The organism is Brucella pseudogrignonensis (assembly GCF_002252525.1).
Taxonomy (GTDB): domain Bacteria; phylum Pseudomonadota; class Alphaproteobacteria; order Rhizobiales; family Rhizobiaceae; genus Brucella; species Brucella pseudogrignonensis.
The window spans coordinates 19,508-40,404 of record NZ_NNRM01000037.1 but is presented as its reverse complement, the minus strand read 5'-3'; the positions used below and the strand labels follow the sequence as shown (position 1 = coordinate 40,404).

Genomic DNA, 20,897 nt, shown 5'->3' with positions numbered 1-20,897 from the left:
CGCAACGGCTGTTCAGTCCGTCAGTCTGTGCCCGTCCTGGGCATCGAACAGATGAACATTGGCCGGATCAATGGAAACGGAAATCGTTTCCCCTGGGCGGACATCGACGCGTTCGCGGAAAATGCAGGTATTTTCGCTGCCCCCGAAACTGACCACGATCTGGGTTTCGTAACCGGTGGGTTCAATCACCGCGACCGGCACCTTCATGCCGGCCGCGTCAAGCCGGATATATTCGGGCCGCAAACCATAGACGAGGCTTTGGCCGACCGCCTGCGGATAGGGGCGAGCAAGCGGCAAGCGCATTCCGTCTTCCGCGATGAAGCTTGCCGGGTCCTCTGCATGGATCGTGCCTTTGATCATGTTCATGGCCGGCGAGCCGATGAAGCCGGCAACGAACAGATTATTGGGGTGATCATAGAGTGTGAGCGGCGAGCCTATCTGCTCGACGCGGCCATCATGCATGACGACGATCTTATCGGCCATTGTCATGGCTTCGATCTGGTCATGAGTGACATAGACGGTGGTGGTTTTAAGACGGTGATGCAGCTCCTTGATTTCGGCGCGCATGGCAACGCGCAGCTTGGCATCCAGATTGGAGAGCGGTTCATCAAACAGAAAGACCTGCGGATCGCGGACGATTGCCCGACCCATGGCCACGCGCTGGCGCTGTCCGCCGGAGAGTTGGCGTGGATAGCGATCAAGCAGATTGGTCAGACCGAGAATGCCGGCCGCATAGTTGACCCGCTCGTCGATTTCTGCCTGCGGCGCAGAACTCAGCATCAAGGAGAATGCCATATTCTTTGCGACCGTCATATGCGGATAAAGCGCGTAGTTCTGGAACACCATCGCGATATCGCGTTCCTTGGGGGGCAGATTATTAACGGTACGACCGCCGATCCGGATTTCCCCACCGGAGATATTTTCCAGCCCCGCCAGCATGCGCAAAAGGGTGGATTTTCCGCAGCCGGACGGGCCGACGAGAATGACGAATTCGCCATCTTCAATATCGATATTCACGCCTTTGATTACAGGAAAGGTGCCGAAAGACTTTTTGACTTCAGCAAACGCAACAGCTGCCATGCAATTCCTCCCAGAATGTGATCAATGATTTGAATGATTGAGAAAATGAACCGCCGGCTCCTCACTTCCGACGTTTGCATTTTGGTGCTTTTTTCTCCTTTCGCTTTGTTGATTGCAGTTTTGGTCAGCCGCGACCGACCAGGGGCATCTTGGTCGCCATGACGGTCATGGTCAAGACATTGGCATCCAGTGGCAGGCCCGCCATATAGACAACCGCGTTGCCGATATGGACCGGATCAATGGTTGGCTCTGCAGCCATGGTGCCGTTGGCCTGAACGACACCGGTCGATATTTTCTGCGTCATCTCACTGGCGGCATTGCCAATATCGATCTGGCCGCAGGCAATATCAAAATTGCGACCGTCGAGCGCAGTGGACTTGGTCAAACCGGTGATGGCGTGTTTGGTCGCTGTATAGGGGGCAGAATTGGGGCGCGGGGTCGTTGCCGAGATCGAGCCATTATTGATGATACGGCCACCGCGTGGATTTTGTGCCTTCATCAGGCGAAAAGCCTGCTGTGTGCATAGGAAGGCGCCGGTCAAATTGGCGCCGACAATGGCGGTCCAATCATCGAAGCTGACGTCCTCGAGCGCAACGCCGGGCACCAGGGTTCCGGCATTGTTGACCAACAGGTCAAGCCGGCCGAAGCTTCTTTCGACCGTGTCAAACAGGTTTTTGACAGAAACAGGATCACTGACATCGGCGGCCACGGCTAAAAAACTGCCGTTGGTTTCGGCGCTAAGGGCCGCCACCGCTTTTTCCAGAACGGCGGTGCGCCGGCCTGAAATGATGAGCTGATAGCCGGCAAGTGCCAATGCTTTTGCAATGGCGCGGCCCACGCCTGTCCCCCCACCTGTCACCAGTGCTACCGGTTTACGCCGTACCACACCATCCTCATTCATCCCTGGCCTCCCTTTTGTTCTCTTGACCGGTTGATCGCAGTCGGTGCGACCTTATTCTGCGTAGACTGGCGCAATATCTGCAGCCATTTCAGCCCATCCTGGCGATCGGCCGACGGACGGTATTCCGCGCCGATGGGTTTCGAATATCCCATACTTTTTAGTCTGTTGAGAATAAAGCGATAATCGAGTTCACCCTGATCGGGCTCCGCGCGATCGGGAACCGAGGCAATCTGCACGTGGCCGATAATGGGCAACAGCGCCGCAAGACGACGACTGATGTCGCCCTCGACAATCTGGATGTGATAGCAATCAAACATCAGTTTCAGATTGGGCAGGCGCAGCGCGTCGATGATGGCTTTGGCCTGCCCCGAACTGTTTAAGAAATAGCCGGGAGCGTCGCGATCATTGAGCGGTTCGATCAGGATGGTGATGCCGTGTTCGGATGCGCGCGCGCAGGCATAGCGCAGATTGTCGAGGAACGCCCTGTGCGCGTCATCCCCCTTTGCGCGTCCGGCCATGACATGAATATTGACGCAGCGAATTGCCACGGCGTAATCGATCGCCTGGTCGATTGTTGCCCGCGCTTCTGATTGACGACCCGGCAGGGCGCTCAGACCATTGTCGCCCGCCTCGACATCGCCCCGGGCGGTATTCAACCCGATCATCGTCAGCCCGGTCTCATCAAGCGCTGCCAGAATGTCGGCTGCAGAATGTCGGTAAGGCCAATGACATTCGACCGCGTCAAAACCGGCCTGCTTGGCCGCGCGGATCGCATCGGGCAGCGACAGCTGCTGCCACAGAAAGCCGAGATTTGCAGAAAACCGCACCATTCTAGTCCCATTCCACATCAAATTGTTCGACGACCTTCAGGATTTGCGCGCTGGTGAGCGCATTGGGCCGCATGCCGCGGGTCAGCAAAGCGAGCCTTGCGGTTTCCTCCAGCTCTTCGATGGCGTAGACGGCGGCTTCCAGGTCGCGGGCTGCCACCACAGGACCGTGATTGGCTAGCATCACAGCACTGCGCTTTCCCGCCAGCCCCTTGATCGCCGCCCCGATCGCCGGATCCCCCGGCATGAAATAGGGCAGCATTTTCACCCTCCCCAATTTGATGATGGAATAGGGGGTCAAAGGCGGCAGCATATTGTCGGGATCGGTATCGGGCAAAAGTGACAAGGCGACCGAATGACAGGAATGCAAATGTACGACGGCCTGCGCGCGGGCACCACGGGTTTCGTAAAAAGCCGTGTGCAGCGGCATTTCCTTGGTTGGCGGATCACCGTCGAGCAGGCGGCCCTCCTGATCAAACAGCGACAATCGCTGCGGATCCAGCCGCCCAAAGCAGCTTCCCGTCGGGGTCACGAGCAGGCGACCATCGGAAAGGCGGGCGGAGATATTGCCAGACGATCCGGCAGTGAGACCGCGATCATACATCGATTTTGCCAACAGACAGATCGTTTCGCGCAGTTTTGTTGTTTCGCTCATCCCGCCTCCAGCATATTCAAGGCATCGCGGAAGAAGGAGGGAGTGCCGAAATTACCGGATTTCAAGGCGAGTGCGACCGACGCACCCTGTGTTGTGGCATAGGTCCAGGGAACGCCCGGTGCAATTTCCCGGCCAACGCGCAGCTTTGCGACGCCGAGCGCCTGGGCGACCGCGCCGGAGGTCTCACCGCCGGCGACCACAAAGCGTCTAATGCCAAGGGCAAAGGCTGCGACGGCAATTTCAGCGAGCGCTTGCTCGACAATCTGTCCTGCACGCTCAGCGCCAAGTGCGGCCTGCGCGGCTTTCACGGAGGTCGCATCCGCGCTTGCATAGATCAATTTGGGTGCTGTGAGCGGCACTGTTTGCAGCCACTGGGTGACCGCCCGAATGCCATTTGGTTCCGCAAGCCGGATCGGGTCAAGCCGATAGCTTTGCGCCTGGTCTTCAAACGCTGCCACCTGCTTAAGGGTCATGGCGGAACAGCTGCCCGAAAGCACGATCTGGCCTGCGCCGAGATCCGGTGGTGCTGCCGTACTGCCTTTCGCTTGCAGCAGACCTTTTTCGTGAAGAAGCGCAGGCAATGGCATGGCCAGCGCACTGCCGCCGGTGAGCAAGGGCAAATCGAGCGTCGCTGTGGCAATGGCGGCAAGATCAGCATCCGCTACCGCGTCCATCACCACATGGCCGATGCCGCTGGCTTTGAGCGCATCAAGCGCTGCCCGCACGGATTTGACGCCTTTGGCGATGGTCAACCGGTTCACCAGGCCGACCTGGCCTTGCAATTGCGGCGCGAGCAGGCGCAGCAGATTGGCATCGCGCATCGGCGTCAGCGGATGATCCTTCATCGGACTGTCACTGAGCAGCCTGTCGCCCACGAAAAGATGTCCCATAAACACAGTGCGGCCGTTTTCAGGAAATGCGGGGCAGTAAATGGCCTGTTCTGCGGCCGTAGCGCGCATCAGCGCTTCGGCGACTGGGCCGATATTGCCATCAGCCGTGCTGTCAAAGGTCGAACAATATTTCCAGTAAAGCTTGTTGAGGCCGCGTTGCTTGAGCCAGTCATAAGCTGCAAGAGCCTGCGCGACGGCCTGCTCGCGCGGCACGGTGCGGATTTTAAGGGCGATGATTTCAATGGCGGAAACGTGGGCAACCGGCGCGTCTTTATCAGGCAGGCCGAGCCGCAACGAGACCGGATAGCCGCTGCGCGCCAGCAAGGCCGCAAGATCGGTGGCACCGGTGAAATCATCTGCGATCGCGCCCAAGGCAATTGCCATGATTTAAGCCCCCATGCCGGGCAGCATCACGCCGCTCTTATGCGCCAGGATCTTGGCGACGGCTGCGTCATCCTCCAGTCCAAGCCCTGCTTCCGAAGCCTCACGAAACAGCGAGAGTGCCGTTTCGCTGAGCGGTGTGCTGGCCCCCAGCGCCGCGGCCTCGCGGGCAACGATCCCCATATCCTTGACAAAAATATTGACGGCCGAACGCGCCGCATAATCGCCCTCGACAATGTGGGGCCCGCGGTTTTCGAACATCCAGGAAGCACCGCCCGACACACGGATTACATCGAAGACCGTGCCCAGATCAAGGCCGAGCCGGGCGGAAAGTGTCAACGCCTCGGCGGTTGCAGCGATATGAACACCGGCCAGCAACTGGTTGATCATCTTGACCTTGGAACCGGTTCCAGGCTTGTCGTCGAGATGGAAGACCTTGGCGGCAATCGCCTCAAGCGCCAGGGCGGCTTTGTCGAAGGCCTGTTGTGATCCCGAGCCCATCACCGTGAGTTCGCCGGTTGCCGCTTTTTGCTTGCCACCGGAGACCGGCGCATCAATCACCAGCATTCCGGCGGCTTCGAGTTCGGCTGCAATTTCAATACAATGGCTCGGCTCCATTGTCACGCACAGCACGAAGACGGTGCCTTGCCGGGCCTGGTTCAAGGCCCCGTCACCGCCAAACAGCACTTCTTTCGCCTGCGCGGCATTGACGACGAAGACAAACACGATATCGCTTGCCCCGGCCTGCTTTGCGGTCGCATAGGCGGTACCACCCAGTGCCGCAAACTCTTGCAGGACGTCGCTGCGCAGATCAACGCCGTTGACGCGGAAGCCGGCGCGCAACAGCGCGGTTGCGGCACCAAAACCCATGGAGCCGAGGCCGATGATGGTGACTGTCTGTGGATCGCTCACCTTAATTTACCCCCTCTTTCAGCTCGCCTTTCAGTTCGTCTTCGATGTGTATATTGATGATCTCGTCAAAGGAGCTGTCTGCGACAAAGCCCAGTTCAAGGGCGCGTGCGGCGTCAAAATCCTGGGCCCAGCCATCGACGATGCTGGCGATCAGCGGGTCATGCTCCTTGCGGATCAGCGCGACGGCCCGATCACCGGCGACCCGGCGCAGCGCTTCGATCTGCTCGCCAACGGTGGCGGAAAGACCAGGCATATTAAGCACACAGCGATGTCCAAGCCGCGCGGTGTCGATTGTGGCTGCGTGCAGCAGGAATCCGACGGCCCGGCGCGGGCTGACATGCCAGTGCCTGACGGTATCGGCGACCGGCAGGATCGCTTCCTTGCCAATGAGTGGTTCACGCAGAATATTGGAGAAGAATCCGGAGGCTGCCTTGTTGGGCGTTCCAGGACGGATGCACACGGTGGGCAGACGGATACCAATCGCATCGAGTAAGCCCTTGCGGGCATAATCGGCCAGCAGCAATTCACCGATTGCCTTTTGCGTGCCATAGCTGGTGCGCGGGGTGAGAAAGAATTCGTCATTGATCCGATCGGGGAAAGGCGCGCCGAACACCGCGATGGAGGATGTGAACACCAGCCGCGGTCTGTAGCTTGCGATTTCGCCCTGTTGTCGAATGGCTTCCAGCAGGAAACGGGTGCCATCAAGGTTGATGGCATAGCCCTTTTCAAACGCCACCTCCGCTTCGCCCGAGACGATGGCGGCCAGGTGGAATATCAGATCCGGCCGATCTGCGATCAGTGCGGGGGCGATACGGGGGTCTGAGATATCGGCGGATTTGCAGGTGACATTGCCGTCAAATCCGATGGGGGCTTGTGGCGCTACGACATCGACCAGAGTGAGCCTTTCCACCGGCATGCCGTCAATCGCTGGGACTGCTGCGATGGCCTGTGTCAGTTTTCGTCCGACCATGCCGGCTGCACCGATAATCAAGACATGCATTCAAACAACCCTTTTCAACTTGCTGCTAAGGCAGTCACGGCTGGGAAGCCGTGATTGGGGCAGAGACCTGCTGAGCGCGCGCGGCCAGCGATTTCTGTGTGGAGGTGTAAATACGTTGCTCATGGACTGCGAAGGCCGCCATTGCTGCAGCGCGGTCGCGATTTTCAAGCGCTGCGAGGATTTTCTGATGGTCGGAGAAGCTGCCGTTAAGCGCCCCTGGCCTGGCAACCGCGCGGCGGCGATGCTCCATCATATAGGTGTAGAGATCGGTGACGATGTCTGCGAGCAGCGGGTTTCCGCATTCGCGATAGATGGTGACATGAAACTCGCGGTCGCAGATGAGGAAGCGGACGGGATCATTGAGGCAGGCAGCCTGCGCTGTGAGCGAAAGCCGCAGGCGCGCAAGCGCGTCCTGGGAAATACGCTGTGCTGCGTCACCGACTATTTGTTGTTCGACCAGCATACGCGCCGCATGGACGGCGTGAACATCATAGCGATCGACATTGATCTGGGCGGTAATGCCAATCGACAGGCCGCCGAGCTCGGCGCGGGCAACCCGCGTTCTGGCGCCCTGCGTCACATCGAGGATACCATGGGCAGCAAGAATCTGGATGGCACCGCGCACTGTTTGCCGACTGACAGAAAGAGCGCTCGCCAATTCGCGCTCGCCCGGAAGCGCATCGCCGACACTGAGCAGGCCCGATGCGATCAGTGCGCCGATCTTGTCCGCGATCACGTCACGCATGGACCGACGCTCCAGATTGCGTCCGAGCCCAGCCTTGTTGTCGAGGAGAAGATCATGCGCAGCGTTCAAACTCGACCTCACTGATACACTGGTCTATCCAGTGGTCCAGTTACAATCGGCGACGCGGCGTGTTCTGTCAAGCACCCTTCCTACCAAACGCCTGGCAAACCGCCTCACCAACCGCTTGACCAGCCGCGCGTGCTCTTTCGTAGCGACGCTGGCATTCGACTTGTCGATTGCCAGCGCTTTGATCACGCCTTTAACCGAGAAGCGCGGTTAGATCGGGCCCCATTGGATCTGGACCGCGATATAGAGAAAGACCGCACTGATCAAACCCCAGGCGATGACAAGCGGGGCGATGAATTTCACCCATTTTCCATAGGAAACCTCGGATGTGGCAAGGATTGCCATCAGCACACCGGATGTCGGATTGATGCAGTTGACGACCCCTTCGCCAAAAACCACTGACTGGACGGTGGTCTGCCGGGTAATCCCCAGAATATCCCCGAGCGGTGTGAAGACCGGGATCAAAACTGCGGATTCACCAGATCCAGACGAGATGAACACGTGCATGATCATCGCGCTGACATACATGCCGATCGCGGAAAGGGAACGGGGCAACCCGTCGAGCGCCAGCACCGCATAGGAGACGATCGTGTCGAGGATCATGCCCTGTTCGAGAATGATCGAGATGGCACGCGCCAGGCCAACGATGAATGCGCCGATAACAAGCTGTGAACAGCCTTTGAGAAAGCCTTTGGCGATCTCATCGGCAGACATGCGAGCGATGATGCCGACACCGATTGCCATGATGATAAACATGGCAAGCATTTCCTTTTCGCTCCAGTTGAGCGTGACGGCTCCGGCAATAAAGCCCCCAAGGCACAGCGCCGTAAACAGCAGGGCGAGCCAGTAGCGGGCGCGTTGACCGGGGGCTGCATCGCTCTTAGTTTCGCCATCCTCGATCTCGTTGGGGCGCGGTGAAGTCTTGCGCTGGCTACGCGCGTATAGCCACAGGAATGCGATGGTGGCAAGCAGGAACGCCAGGAATATGACGACGCGGAAGCCGATGCCTGAGAGGAGTGGAACATCGGCAAGTCGCTGCGCAAGGCCGACCGATGTCGGTGCCGAAATCGATGCATTATAGCCGGTATAGGTGGCGATATAGACCAGTGAAATCCCGAACAATTTGTTCATGCCGATTGAGCGCGCCACCATAATCCCGATGGGCACGAATGCGATCACCGAATTGACGACGATACCGGTGGTGCCCAATACCGAAAAAACCACGCAGAACAGGACAATCAGGGTGAGATCGTTGAGCCTGCGATTTTTTGCGATGCCGTTGAGCATGTGATGCACAGCACCGGATTGCTCAAGCACATGCAGAGCGCCGCCGGTAAACATCACCATGAAGACAATTGGTGCACTCTTGATCAGACCTTCGGCAATGGCCAGAAACAGCGCCTGCGGATAGACATGATGCTGTTCAACACCATGGTAGCTTCCAGGCACCGAGAAGGAGATGCCATTGCGGACTTCGGTCGCATATTGTCCAGCCGGAATGATCCAGGTGCCGATCCCGGCCAGAACCAGCATACAGAAAAGAAGAACGTAAGGATTTTGCAGACTGAGGCCCTTTTTGGGGGCCGCGGGTGATGGCGATGCAGTCATGGGATGTGTTTCCTCCTTCGGAGGCGGCTGATCACACCGCCTCCCTCGTCAAAATAGCTCAGCTGTTAGCGATGATCTGACTGATCAGCGCGGCGCGGCGCGGAAGCCCAGCTATGGTCACATGCTCGTATTCGGCATGCGGGCCACCGCCCTCGGCACCCAGACCATCCAGCGTCGGAATATCAAGCGCCGAAGTAAAATTGCCATCGCTTCCACCACCGACCGCACTGCCCGAAACCGTCATGCCGAGGGCAGTACCTGCACGAACGGCCTGCTCGAACAGGGATTTGTTGCGCGCGTTGAGTTCCATTGGCGGGCGATTGAGACCCCCGGAAATCTCGATCTGGGCGCCGTCCAGAAAAACCGGGCATGCGCGGATTTCCGCTTCGACCCTTTCCGCTTCGTCAAGCGAGGTGACACGCACATCGATCGACAGGCTCGCATGATCGGGGATGACATTGATGCGGTTGCCTGCCTGCGCGATACCGACATTGACCGTGGTGCCTCTGGAGAGGTCCTGCAGTTCATGAAGCCTGAGGATCTGGCGGGCCATTTCTTCGGCGGCACTGACACCGCCGAGCGGGTTGTTGCCGGCATGAGCGGCCTTTCCCTTGATCTGCATATGAAAATGACCGGTTCCCTTGCGGGCAATCTTGAGGTTTCCAGTCCCCTCCTCTGACGGTTCAAGCACCAGAACCTGATCACATTGTCGGGCGATTTCCTCGATCAGAGCGCGCGAGTGCCAGCTACCGGTTTCCTCATCGCTGGTGCACAGGAACCAGACCTGGTGATTGTCGAGCGCGTCGCCGGCGATCAATGCCTTCAACGCCCAGATACCCTGGATGACGCCACCCTTCATATCGAAGGCGCCAGGTCCGTAATATTTTCCGTCTTCGATGCGGGTCCCCAGACGGTCGAGGTCCCAGACCGTATCGAAATGTGTCAACAGCAAGGTGCGGCGATTTCCCTGTCCGATTTTGAACAACAGATGATCACCGGCCTTCGTCTGCGCGAAGCGTTCAGGCTGCACATTTAAATGGCGCGCGAACAGGTCACAAAGAAAAGCGCCGCAGGCATCGACCAGAGCTTTGTCTTCGGTTGGCGACTGATGCTCGACAAGCGCCTTGAGGTCATTGAGCATATCGTCGGCATGGGTGGTGAGATAGGACAGGAACGGGTTCATCATTTCCTCCAGGATAATGGTCGGGCGGTGCCGTGCAGGGTTTTTTGGCGTCATGGGCGCGCCCCCTAGCCGCTACGATGAAGGGGTTACCGCCCGCAGGCTGGCCGGGCGAGGCACATGCGCCGAAAACCTGTCTTGAAGGCAATTATCAGCAGCGACGGGTTGCAACAATTGCTTTAAAGTGGACACCCTGTTGCATTTTGTGCAACAGGGTGTCCATGCAACATCGATCGCTGGTTTATTTTCGCGAAGTCGCCCAGACAGGTTCCCTGCATGAAGCCTCATCACGACTGCATATTTCGACTTCGGCCATCAGCCGCCAGATTGCCAAGCTCGAGGAGTCGCTGGGCATTGTGCTGTTTGAGCGGCGACCGCGTGGCATGGTGCTGACGGCTGCGGGAGAACTGCTGCTGCAACGCACGCAGCGCTTGGCAATCGGTATGGAAGAGGCACTGTCGGAACTGCGCGCACTTGCCGGAAAATCGCATGGCCTCATTCGCATTGCGAGTTATGAAGGGTTTGCTCTGGATTGCCTTACCCCTGCCATCGAGGCGTTTCGCGAGCAACATCCGGCGGTGCATTTTCATGTCTGGGTGGGCACCTCGCCTGATATCTGTGCGCGCATCAAGAATGGCTCGGCGGATATCGGCATAACCTATAGCTATCCACCGCCCCCCGATATTGCCATTCAGCACATCGCCTTGCGACCCATCTTTGCCGCGCTGCGCAGCGATCATCCCCTGGCGGGCAGGCGCTCTGTCACATTGGATGATTTGCGTGGCGAACAATGGGCAGTTCCTGACGAGGACCGGACGCAGCGGCTCCTGCTACAGGCGGCGCTGGCGGCAAAGGGAATTACCTTCAACCCTGTCTTCTCGACCAATTCGATGGCGATGCTGCGTGCCTATAGTTTTTCTTCGGGCACAACTTCGATCACCGGTTCCCCTGACCTGGTCCGCGGCAATGACTTCGATATTGCGCTGGTGCCAATCGAAGATCCTATTCTAGCGACCAGTGCCCTGCATATTCTGACGATGGAAGGTCGAAACCTGTCCCCGACCATGATCCGGTTTGTCGACGCGCTCAAAGCGCTGACGCCACCCGTGCAGAATTAAGATTTGTCCGGCATGGAGCCCCTCATCCGATAGGATAAAGGGCCGATCGGATGTAGGGGGACGCCGTGGCGGTCGCTTCGTTGCGGGGACTGTGTTCCCCGTCCTGGTGTTGCGCCGTCTCTGCGATACGCGCGCACCGCTTTTTGGGAGGATGCTTCAACCCGCCCGCAGCTTCGATACCCATACAAAAAAAGCCGCTAACGCGGCTTTTCCTGCAACGGGGGCAATGATTTACATCATATGCTCAGACACCTTGCCCTCGGCATCCAATGTCAGCATGACAGTTTTGCCATCCTTCATTGAGGATGCCTCCCACAGGCCCTGCTCGTTGAGCTTGAGATTTTTGAGCTCCGCATAGCCGGCCTTGTTGAACAGTTCGGTGGCCTGCGCTTCGGTCAGGCTGTTCTGACCGGCATCAGGGGTCTTGTCATCATGGGTGGGTGTGTCGGTGGCGCCAGGCGCGTCACTATTTGGGGTCTGTGTTGCCTGTGTGCCAGCAAGGCCTGGTGTGAGCAAAGCATAACAAACGACCCACAGATCGGAGCGATCATTCCCGCCTCTGGCGGCGTACGGAAAGTACGCTTTGCAATGCAGGGGAGAGGAACGATAGACGCGCTTTTGTTGTGGTGGCGCTGCTTTTGTGTCCGCTAATCCCGCCCACTTCTTTAATAGTTTTCTGTATCTGATAACGGCAGGCCGGTCCCCATTCCTCTTCCCGATCCGATGGCCCATCAAAAGGCGCTGCACACCATCGCGTGTAGGTTTGCCGCTTTCAGAACCAGCAGAATGATCGGATGATTTACCAGGCTCGTTGCCGCAACAAAATGGCGCTCCCTGTGAGAAGCGGCTGCAGTGTGAAACTCAATCTGTTGCGAATAGGGTTTTTAAAAGCGAAGTCGATTAATGCTCTGTCGCCGCTCCCTCTCCTGCATGATTTCCATCTTTTGAATGCGAAGTGAGGAAAGCTTTGATTGTAGCGTCGCGTTTTCAGAGCCGTTCACGGCGTTGCTCATCAGACATCTCGCCAGTCTGGTCGACGTTGATTCAGGTCTTTCGGCATCAAAGACGGAACGACCTTCAAATAAGCTTCCGGTTTGGAATCAATGACCGCCTGATAGACACCCGGGCCTGGCGCTTCCCATGAATGCAAAAGGTCTTCGAGAAGCTTTCCCCGAGCTTGCAGCGTGCGTCTTTGGGCCGACCTGCAGGATTACCGCTTTGTCCCTCTCTGAAAGGCGAAGCGCCAAGTTGTTCTTTCCTCAATTATCGGATGACATACCGTTTCAGTTCCCCTTGAAATGGCAAGAGCTTGACTGTACCTACACAAAATATTTAATGTATGTACTTTTATTGTTGCTTGCGCTTTCCATTTAATGTACGTACATTATATGAACATCGTTTGGGACGAACCAAAAAGACAATCCAACTTATCCAAGCACGGGCTTGATTTTGCAGACTTGTCTTATGAATTCTTTTTGGCTGCAAACGTAGCCAGCACAAAACAAGGGCGGCTAAAAGCTATTGGCCGTCTTGCTGATGGAACGATTGTTGTCATCTTCATCACTCTCGGAACAGAAGCGCTTTCAATCATTTCCATGCGAACAGCAAATAAGGTCGAAAGGAGCAAAATCTAGTGGCTAACAAATTCAGACCTAAACATGCAGAAGCCCACGGCTATACCAAGGAGGATTGGGACGCAGTCGATAGCCCACCGCTAACCGACGAAGAGCTATCCAGTATGAAGCCATTTAAGGAAGTTTTCCCCGAAATGGCGGAGAAAATGGAGAAGGCAATTGCAGCTCGCGGACGCCCTCGACTGGATACTCCTAAAACTCCGGTAACTATTCGTCTTGATCAAGATGTAGTCCAACGCTTTAAGGCCAGCGGCAAAGGCTGGCAGGGCCGTATGAACGAAGCACTACGCAAAGCCGTGGGGCTTTAGAGGGCTTATGGCGGCCTGGCGGCTTGGTGCTAACCGCTGCGGGGGAATTGCTGTTGCAACGTAAGCAGCAACTATCAATCGGCTTGGAAGAGGCGCTGTCGGAACTGCGCGCACTTGCCAGAAAATCGCATAGCCTGATACGGATTGCGAACCAGGCCGGTTTCGCTTTGGGCTGCCTTAGCTATGCCATCGCGGCGTTTCGGCAACAGCAGCCGGCGGTGCATTTCCATGTCTGGCTCGGCACCTCGCCCGATATCTGTCCCCACATCAAGAATGGCACAGCGGATATTGCTATCACCTATAGCGAGCCGCCACCGCCCCATATTGCCATTCAGCTTATTGCCTGACAACCGATCTTGGCCGCGCTGCGCTGCGATCATCCCTTGGCGGGCAGGCCCTCTGTCACACTGGATGATCTGCGCGGCGAACAATGGGCGGTTCCTGACGAGGACCGGACGCAGCGACTTCTGCTGCAGGCGGCGCTGGCGGCAAAGGGAATTAGCTTCAACCCGGTCTTCTCTACCAATTCGATGGCGTTGCTGCGCGCCTATAGTTTCTCTTCGGGAACAACCTCGATTACCGGTTCCCCTGATCTGGTCCGCGACAATGACGCCAATATTGCTCTGGTTCCAATCGACGATCCCGTTCTGGCGACCAGTGCGTTGCACATTCTGACGATGGAAGGTCGAAACCTGTCCCCGACCATGATCCGGTTTGTCGACGCGCTGAAATCACTGACGCCTGCGCGGCAGAATTGATGTTTTCATCATAATGCCAGACCCTGACGACATCTGGCGAATATCGCCACAGAGCATCGCTCAAGACCTCTGGCAATCCGGGGGCGGTAGCGGCATGATCGGAGATTTTTGCGTCATGCTTGAGCGTTCTGACTTTCGCAGCACGCATAAAAAAAGCCGCTGACGCGGCTTTTTTCATCTAGGGCAATGATTTACATCATATGCTCGGAAACCTTGCCCTCGGCGTCCAAGGTCAGCATGACGGTTTTGCCATCCTTCATTGACGATGCTTCCCACAGTCCCTGCTCGTTGAGCTTGAGATTTTTCAGCTCAGTATAGCCGGCCTTGTTGAACAGCTCGGTTGCCTGGGCTTCAGTCAGGCTGTTCTGACCAGCATCAGGGGTCTTATCATCATGAGTGGGGGTGTCGGTCGCACCAGGCGCGTCACTGTTGGGGGTCTGTGTTGCCTGTGCGCCAGCAAGCGCTGGTGAAAGGGCCATCGCACCTGCGATCAGGAGTGTTGTGAACTTCATAGCATTTCCTCTCATTTTCTGGTTGGCATGCTAACTAACCCCGGTGAGCAGAGATGGTTCCAGAACAAATCGCAATAATAGTCAGACTGGGAGGGGCCTGCGTGGACCTGCAAAAGCAACAGGCTTTGCGAAAGACAAAACAGAGGCCGGCGCAGCTGTGAATGATGCGGGTCAAAGGCCTCACCATTCCGAAAGCTGGTCTTGTTGTTACCGACGTTGTTCAGCCGGGATGAGTATCGCGATAGACCAGGCGCTCTGCGGGTATTTTGAGGGAAAGCGACAGGCCCTCGGGCTGCCAGTCCCGTGCGATCACCGCATTGAGGCCCTGAACTGTCGCCTTTTCGAGAGCGGCACCAAATCCCTTGCGTTCAGGTGGTTGTTGCAGGATTTCCCCGCCCGTTTCCTTCCAGTTCAAAGACAGCAGCTCCTCATCCAGACCAATATTGATCGCCAGTTGCCCCTCCGGGGATGACAGAGCGCCATATTTGGCGGAATTGGTGGTCAGTTCATGCAGCAGAAGTGCGAAGGAGGTGAGACCATTGCCCGAAATCGGAACGTCTGCACCGGTGATCTTCACAGGAGAGTGTTGCTCACCCTTATGCGGCGCGACAATCGCCTCGATCAGGCCCACAACAGAAGTGGCGCGATCCGCAGGGCTATTCCTGCCCAGCACAGGCAGGGTGAGTTCATGCGCGCGTGCCAGCGCCTGCAGCCGCGAACGCAAGTCCGTAACCAGCTCTTCAATGGTTTCGGCAGAGCGAGCGCTCAAGGATATCAGTCCCGAGGCGAGACCGAACAGGTTCTTGATACGATGGTTGATCTCCTGGAGCAGAATATCTTTCTGCTGCGCTGCCTCGCGCAGCGCCTGCGCCTGTGCTGCCAGTTCATCTCTTTGCAGAGCGAGCTGCTGTCGCTGACGATAGAGCTCGAAGAAAACCTCGGCCTTGCTGCGCAGGATATCCGGTTCGATCGGCTTTTGAATGAAATCGACTGCTCCCGCCTCATAGCCCTGAAAGCGGCGCTGTCCGGCGCTGCCAGCGGTGACAAAAATGATCGGGACATGTCGGGTGCGTTCATTGCCTCGCATCAGTTCCGCGAGTTGAAATCCATCGAGCCCGGGCATTTGGACATCGACAAGCGCCAGCGCCACGTCGTGCTCGAGCAAAAGCTCGAGCGCCTGGTCGCCGGTAGTCGCTTTAAGCAATTGCAAGCCTTCGCGGCGCAAGAGGGCTTCCAAGGCGATGAGATTTTCCTCAAGATCGTCAACGAGGAGAAACGATACGGGTTTCATGTTGACTTAAACCTCTCTTAAATATTGAGCTATCGCGTCAAGCGACAGAATTTTTGCGGCAGGGCAGCTGCGCAATGCCGCTTCCGGCATCACGGGCACCAAGGCCTGTTTTGGATCCTGCACGAGTACGGTTCCGCCACAGGCCTGAATGACGGCCGCCCCGCGTGCACCGTCGTCGTTTGCGCCCGACAGCACCACCGCAATCAAGCCTGCGCCGAAGACCTCGGCTGCAGTTTCAAACAGGACGTCGATGGAAGGCCTCGAAAACAGGACAGGATCGTCCTTGGAGAGCGACAGACTGCGGCGGTTCTCCACCAGCAGGTGGTAGTCGGGCGGCGCAAAATAGATGGTGCCCGGCTCCAACGGCTGGCGGTCCTCGACTTCCTCGACCATCAGACTGCATCTTTGTCGGAACAGTTCGGCCATCAGGCTTCGCCGATCAGGAGGGAGATGCACGACAATGATTACGGGCAACCGAAAGCCCGGCATGAGCTGCGGCAGGATGACCGACAGGGCATCAAAAGCGCCTGCGGAAGCGCCAATCACCACGGCCTGCGCTGCAGAAGCCATCATGACGTCACCCGCTGATAGATCTTTTCTTCGCGCACGAAATCCGCAAACGACGACGCCTCGGCGGAAAAGCGCACGCTCTCCTTGGCGCCCAGCCCCAGAAAACCGCGATGGGCAAGCGAATCCCGGAACAGGCCCAGCACACGATCTTTCAGGTCATTGTCGAAATAAATCAGCACATTGCGGCAGGAGATCAGGTTCATCTCGCCAAAGACCGCATCGGTAACCAGACTGTGGTCGGAAAACACCACATTGCGGCGCAGCGACTTATCGAACGATACGCGCCCATAAGCGGCCTGATAATAGTCGGACAGCGATGACTTGCCACCCGAACGCTGGTGATTGGCGGTGAAGGACCGAACCCGTTCAATGGTATAGACACCGGCTTCTGCCGCCTGCAACGCCTCCTGGTTGATATCGGTCGCATAAAAAAGCGTGCGATCTTCCAGCCCTTCTTCGCGAAACAGGATGACCATCGAATATAGTTCCTCGCCGCTGCTACAGCCGGCAATCCAGACCTTCAACGAGGGATAGGTTCGCAGATGTGGTATCACGCGCTCACGAATGGCGCGGAAATAATCGGGATCGCGGAACATGTCGCTGACCTGAACGGTCAAAAAGCGCAGCAATTGTGGCAGCATTGCCGGATCGCGCAACAGGCGATCCTGCATGGCGGAGAAACTCGGAAACGCCAACTGTTCTCGCGCCTGTCGCAAGCGGCGCCGGATCGAGCTCATCGCGTAATTGCGGAAATCATAATGGTAGCGCAAATAAAGCGCCTCCAACAGCAAGCGGATCTCGATTTCCTCAGGCGAACCGGGCTTATTCTCGCCTGTCATTTGGGCATCCATACCCGGACAAGCGACAGCAGCTTGTCGACATCAAGCGGCTTGGCCATGTAATCATTGGCGCCCGCTTCGATGCAGCGTTGTTGGTCATCCGGCATCGCCTTGGCGGTGAGGGTGATGATCGGCAATTTCTTAAAGCTCGGATTTTGCCGGATGTGCCGCGTGGCGGTCAAACCATCCATGACCGGCATCATCACATCCATAAGGACAAGATCAATGGCCGCGTCGGGGTTGGCTGTTGAGCGATCAAGCGCATCGAGCGCCTCCTGGCCGTTGCGGGCAATCAGCACGTGTGCGCCACGCGGCTCCAGAATATTGGTCAATGCATAGACATTGCGAATGTCATCTTCGACCACCAGGATACAGCGGCCTTCCAGCAGAGCGTCGCGATGACGGGCCTTGCGGATCATCTTCTGCTGCTCGGGCGGCAATTCCGAAATGATCTGATGCAGGAAGAGACTGACTTCATCAAGCAGGCGTTCAGGGGACTTCGCGCCTTTTATGATGATCGATTTTGAATAGCGCCGCAGTCTCTGCTCGCTTTCCGGCGAAAGTTCACGTCCGGTATAAACGATCACCGGCGGGAAGGAATAAGCACTTTCACTGCTGAGGGTTTCGAGGAGAGAAAACCCGGAAGCATCGGGCAGCGACAGATCAAGCACCATGCAGTCAAAAGTCTGCTCGCGCAGGAGATCAAGGCACTCGGCGGCGTTACCGGCTGTAACAGTCTCGACGTCACGGGACCCCAAAAGCTTGGAGACGGCTTCGCGCTGCCGTTCGTCGTCCTCGACGATCAGAACCCGGTGCATCCGCTGTTCAAGCTTGGCCTCCAGCTTGTTAAGGACCCCGACCAGTTGCTCGCGACTGACGGGCTTGGTCAGGTATCCGACTGCTCCGAGCGAAAACGCCGTGCGGGTATGATCGCCCGCTGATATGACATGGATAGGGATATGTCGGGTCTGGACATCGTTCTTCAATCGATCCAGCACCGAAAGACCGGACTGATCGGGAAGTCCGACATCGAGAACGATCGCATTGGGCGAGAACTCGCGCGCGACCCGAACGGCTTCCTCTGCGGTCCGGGCGACCACCGAGTGAAAACCCATCTCGCGTGACAGATCGCGCACGATGGCTGCGAATGTCTCATCATCTTCGATCACCAGCAGAACGCGCTTGTCGCCGGTGATGGCATCCCGATCATCATCGAGTGGGCGCGGCAGCGCGATAGTCGATTGTTCTGAGGCTGGTAATTCTTCCGCAGGGGCCGGTGCTGCGGCTGGCGCAACCGCCGCATCAAGGCCGCCATGTTTGAGAGGAAGCGTCAGCGTAAAGCAACTGCCCTGCCCGGGTGTGCTTTCGACTCGGATGCTGCCACCGAGCAGTCGGGCGAGCTGGCGTGATATCGACAAGCCAAGCCCGGTTCCGCCGTAGCGTCGGCTGATGGTGCTGTCAGCCTGATGGAAGGCTTCGAAAATGCTCTTCAGCTGTTCCGCCGAAATCCCGATGCCGGTATCGCTGACCGAGAACAGTATCTTGTCGTCGTCTTCGGCGGCAATAGAGAGCACCACCTTGCCCTTATCGGTGAATTTGATGGCATTGGAAATCAGATTTTTGAGAATCTGCTCCAGTCGTTGTGGATCGGTCTCGAACGATCGGGGGATCGCCTCATCGATGTGAATGTCGAAGTCGAGTTTCTTTTCCTGCGCGACGGGATCAAACAGCTGCCGCAACCCTGCCGCCATCCGCGCCAAAGGTGTGACTTCGGGATGAATTTCGACATGGCCCGCCTCGATCTTTGACAGATCGAGAATGTCATTGATCAGATTGAGAAGATCATTGCCCGAAGACTGGATGGTGCGCGCATATTTGACCTGTTCCTGGGTGAGATTTTCGTCCGGATTATCGGCAAGAAGCTTGGCGAGAATGAGCGAGGAGTTCAACGGGGTCCGCAGCTCATGCGACATGTTGGCGAGGAAGTCGCTCTTATACTGGCTTGATCGTTCAAGCTCCTGCGCCTTGAGTTGCACGGAGGCGTGCGCGCGCTCGAGGTCGGTGCGCTGCATTTCGAGCTGGTTGGCCTGTTCCTCCAACTGACTGTTGGTCTGTTCGAGTTCGATCTGCTGCTGTTCAAGACGCGACTGGGATTCCTTGAGCACACGGCTTTGTTCTTCAAGTTCCTCATTGGACACGCGCAGTTCTTCGCCCTGCGCCTGCAATTCCTCGGACTGCTGTTGTGTTTCCTCAAGCAGGTTCTGCAACTCGTCGCGATAGCTTGCGGCCTGGACGCTGAGCGCGATGGCTTCGCCGGTTGTGGCAAGCAGAGACAGGACGTCCCGATCGACGGGCTGCAGAAAGCCCAGTTCCATCACCGCATTGACATTTCCATGGACGGAAGCCGGCAGGATCACCAGATGCTTCGGCTTGTCGCGACCCAGCGCCGAACCAAAGCTCAGATAGCCAGTTGGAACATCGTCGAGTACGACAAGGCTTGCCTTGGCGGCAGATTGTCCAAGCAAACCTTCACGCTTGGCAAATTGTTTGGGAACGGCGTTATCATCCGGTACGCCGTAGACTGCGGACCGCTGGTATTGATCGCGGGAGCCAGAGAAAAATGCACCGGCCACCGCGCCTGTGTAATCGGTCAGATAATCAAGGATGCTTGCGCTCAGTTCCTCAATAGGCTGATCGCCCGACATTGCCGCCGCAAGACCGATTTCGCCGTTTTGCAGCCATTCTTCGCGGGCCCTGTTGAGCGTTGCCTTGCGCAGAAGATATCCGATCACCAATGTCAGGATAATGCCGAGCAAAGCGGCGAGAATTGTGCTGATTAACGCCTGGCTCTGCGCCCGCTCCATTTCTGCGAGGCGGACGGAACGCATGTCGTTTTCCACCTGCGTCATGGCATCGATGGTTTCGCGGATTGCGTCCATCTCAAGCTTACCACGGTCGGAGCGCACAAGCGCCAGGGCCCGTTCCAGCCCCTGATCCTTGCGCAGCACGATCGTCTCCGCCATTTCATCAAGCTTGGCACCGATATGCTGGCGCAGCTTGTCGAGACGTTCATTTTGCCCCGGATTATCCCTGGTGCGCTCGGAAACTTTTTCGAGCTGAGCGTTCACCGCCGCAAGCGCCGTCCGGTAGGGAGCAAGGTAGCTTTCTTCGCCGGTCAGCAGATAGCCGCGCTGTCCGGTTTCCGCATCCTGAAGCTTGGACAACAGGCTCTGGAGAGAAACGATGGCGCGGTGCGTTTCGACAATGCGTTGATTGGCAAGCCGGAGGCCCTGAAAATTGACATAGGTGACCAGCCCGCTGACGATAAAAAACATTAGCGCTGCGGCGAGTCCTATCGCCACACTGAAATCGATTCCGAACAGTTTTCCGGAACGGTCGGCTGTGGCGCGCATTGTCATGAGGAACTCTTGCTCAGGAGCGATAGGAGGATAGCGATGCGGTCATCGCTTCGGGATAAAACCGCCGGAAACGACGTCGCGACCGGTTCCGGGAACCGGCCGCAGCCTTCGCACGATGACAACATGATTCTCCCCCACCGATTCTTAAAGACGGATCAATAGCTTAAAGCGGACGCAATGTCTGTCCATTAGTAGACACAAAT

20 protein-coding genes and 2 pseudogenes are annotated in these 20,897 nt (G+C 57.2%); 4 read left to right on the top strand and 18 right to left on the bottom strand.

Annotated elements, in window-relative coordinates:
* Positions 1–12: 12 nt before the first annotated feature.
* The 10 genes from CEV34_RS15680 to CEV34_RS15635 form a co-directional block, all read right to left on the bottom strand.
* Positions 13–1,080 carry an ABC transporter ATP-binding protein gene (locus CEV34_RS15680; protein WP_094543937.1) on the bottom strand — a complete coding sequence of 356 codons (1,068 nt, stop codon included), beginning with the start codon at positions 1,078–1,080 and terminating at the stop codon, positions 13–15.
* A gap of 124 nt (positions 1,081–1,204) precedes the next feature.
* A complete protein-coding gene (locus CEV34_RS15675) occupies positions 1,205–1,981 on the bottom strand; it encodes an SDR family oxidoreductase (RefSeq protein WP_064323215.1) in 777 nt (258 codons plus the stop codon).
* Complete coding sequence (locus CEV34_RS15670) at positions 1,978–2,811, bottom strand: hydroxypyruvate isomerase family protein (protein ID WP_094543936.1); 834 nt, start codon at positions 2,809–2,811, stop codon at positions 1,978–1,980. The genes CEV34_RS15675 and CEV34_RS15670 overlap by 4 nt, the downstream gene beginning before the upstream one ends.
* Before the next feature lies 1 nt (position 2,812).
* A complete protein-coding gene (otnC, locus tag CEV34_RS15665; RefSeq protein WP_094543935.1) occupies positions 2,813–3,463 on the bottom strand; it encodes a 3-oxo-tetronate 4-phosphate decarboxylase in 651 nt (216 codons plus the stop codon).
* Positions 3,460–4,737 carry a 3-oxo-tetronate kinase gene (gene otnK / locus CEV34_RS15660; RefSeq protein WP_064323218.1) on the bottom strand — a complete coding sequence of 426 codons (1,278 nt, stop codon included), beginning with the start codon at positions 4,735–4,737 and terminating at the stop codon, positions 3,460–3,462. Before otnK ends, otnC begins: the two co-directional genes overlap by 4 nt.
* 3 nt (positions 4,738–4,740) lie before the next feature.
* A complete protein-coding gene (gene ltnD, locus CEV34_RS15655; RefSeq protein WP_094543934.1) occupies positions 4,741–5,646 on the bottom strand; it encodes an L-threonate dehydrogenase in 906 nt (301 codons plus the stop codon).
* Position 5,647: 1 nt separating this feature from the next.
* Complete coding sequence (gene denD, locus CEV34_RS15650) at positions 5,648–6,646, bottom strand: D-erythronate dehydrogenase (RefSeq protein WP_094543933.1); 999 nt, start codon at positions 6,644–6,646, stop codon at positions 5,648–5,650.
* Positions 6,647–6,680: 34 nt separating this feature from the next.
* Positions 6,681–7,391, bottom strand: a complete 711-nt coding sequence (locus tag CEV34_RS15645) for a FadR/GntR family transcriptional regulator (protein ID WP_235819086.1) — start codon at positions 7,389–7,391, stop codon at positions 6,681–6,683.
* 276 nt (positions 7,392–7,667) lie between these two features.
* Positions 7,668–9,065 carry a YfcC family protein gene (locus CEV34_RS15640; protein WP_064323221.1) on the bottom strand — a complete coding sequence of 466 codons (1,398 nt, stop codon included), beginning with the start codon at positions 9,063–9,065 and terminating at the stop codon, positions 7,668–7,670.
* Positions 9,066–9,123: 58 nt separating this feature from the next.
* Positions 9,124–10,302: a M20 family metallopeptidase gene (locus CEV34_RS15635; RefSeq protein WP_235819082.1), complete on the bottom strand. Its 1,179-nt coding sequence runs from the start codon at positions 10,300–10,302 to the stop codon at positions 9,124–9,126.
* A 164-nt stretch (positions 10,303–10,466) separates the two neighbouring features.
* Here CEV34_RS15635 and CEV34_RS15630 point away from each other — a divergent pair, with 164 nt between their 5' ends.
* Entirely contained in the window at positions 10,467–11,363 is an 897-nt protein-coding gene (locus CEV34_RS15630; protein ID WP_094543930.1) for a LysR family transcriptional regulator, read from the top strand.
* Between the two features lie 231 nt (positions 11,364–11,594).
* Here the strand turns inward: CEV34_RS15630 and CEV34_RS15625 are convergent, their stop codons facing one another.
* On the bottom strand, positions 11,595–11,879 hold the full coding sequence (locus CEV34_RS15625; RefSeq protein ID WP_235819081.1) for a hypothetical protein: 285 nt from the start codon (positions 11,877–11,879) through the stop codon (positions 11,595–11,597).
* Positions 11,880–12,440: 561 nt separating this feature from the next.
* On the bottom strand, positions 12,441–12,626 hold the full coding sequence (locus CEV34_RS27740; RefSeq protein ID WP_374891711.1) for a DUF5681 domain-containing protein: 186 nt from the start codon (positions 12,624–12,626) through the stop codon (positions 12,441–12,443).
* A 125-nt stretch (positions 12,627–12,751) separates the two neighbouring features.
* Here CEV34_RS27740 and CEV34_RS15615 point away from each other — a divergent pair, with 125 nt between their 5' ends.
* The 3 genes and pseudogenes from CEV34_RS15615 to CEV34_RS27360 all read left to right on the top strand — a co-directional run bounded on the left by CEV34_RS15615 (position 12,752) and on the right by CEV34_RS27360 (position 14,063).
* On the top strand, positions 12,752–12,997 hold the full coding sequence (locus tag CEV34_RS15615; protein WP_094543984.1) for a BrnT family toxin: 246 nt from the start codon (positions 12,752–12,754) through the stop codon (positions 12,995–12,997).
* The gene (locus CEV34_RS15610) at positions 12,997–13,305 is read left to right on the top strand and encodes a BrnA antitoxin family protein (RefSeq protein ID WP_064322579.1); all 309 of its coding nucleotides are present in this window, start codon (positions 12,997–12,999) and stop codon (positions 13,303–13,305) included. Before CEV34_RS15615 ends, CEV34_RS15610 begins: the two co-directional genes overlap by 1 nt.
* A 26-nt stretch (positions 13,306–13,331) precedes the next feature.
* Positions 13,332–14,063: pseudogene (locus CEV34_RS27360) on the top strand (LysR substrate-binding domain-containing protein).
* Positions 14,064–14,254: 191 nt separating this feature from the next.
* Here the strand turns inward: CEV34_RS27360 and CEV34_RS15595 are convergent.
* The 6 genes and pseudogenes from CEV34_RS15595 to CEV34_RS15575 all read right to left on the bottom strand — a co-directional run bounded on the left by CEV34_RS15595 (position 14,255) and on the right by CEV34_RS15575 (position 20,694).
* Entirely contained in the window at positions 14,255–14,575 is a 321-nt protein-coding gene (locus CEV34_RS15595) for a hypothetical protein (RefSeq protein WP_064322582.1), read from the bottom strand.
* Between the two features lie 220 nt (positions 14,576–14,795).
* A complete protein-coding gene (locus CEV34_RS27355) occupies positions 14,796–15,344 on the bottom strand; it encodes an HWE histidine kinase domain-containing protein (RefSeq protein ID WP_235819085.1) in 549 nt (182 codons plus the stop codon).
* Between the two features lie 234 nt (positions 15,345–15,578).
* A pseudogene (locus tag CEV34_RS27350) lies at positions 15,579–15,866 on the bottom strand (response regulator); the annotation flags it as partial.
* Positions 15,867–15,872: 6 nt separating this feature from the next.
* Positions 15,873–16,439, bottom strand: coding sequence for a chemotaxis protein CheB (locus CEV34_RS15585; RefSeq protein ID WP_094543928.1), 567 nt, complete (start codon positions 16,437–16,439; stop codon positions 15,873–15,875).
* Positions 16,436–17,275: a CheR family methyltransferase gene (locus CEV34_RS15580; RefSeq protein ID WP_094543927.1), complete on the bottom strand. Its 840-nt coding sequence runs from the start codon at positions 17,273–17,275 to the stop codon at positions 16,436–16,438. The genes CEV34_RS15585 and CEV34_RS15580 overlap by 4 nt, the downstream gene beginning before the upstream one ends.
* Entirely contained in the window at positions 17,272–20,694 is a 3,423-nt protein-coding gene (locus CEV34_RS15575; protein WP_094543926.1) for a response regulator, read from the bottom strand. Before CEV34_RS15575 ends, CEV34_RS15580 begins: the two co-directional genes overlap by 4 nt.
* Positions 20,695–20,897 lie beyond the last annotated feature (203 nt).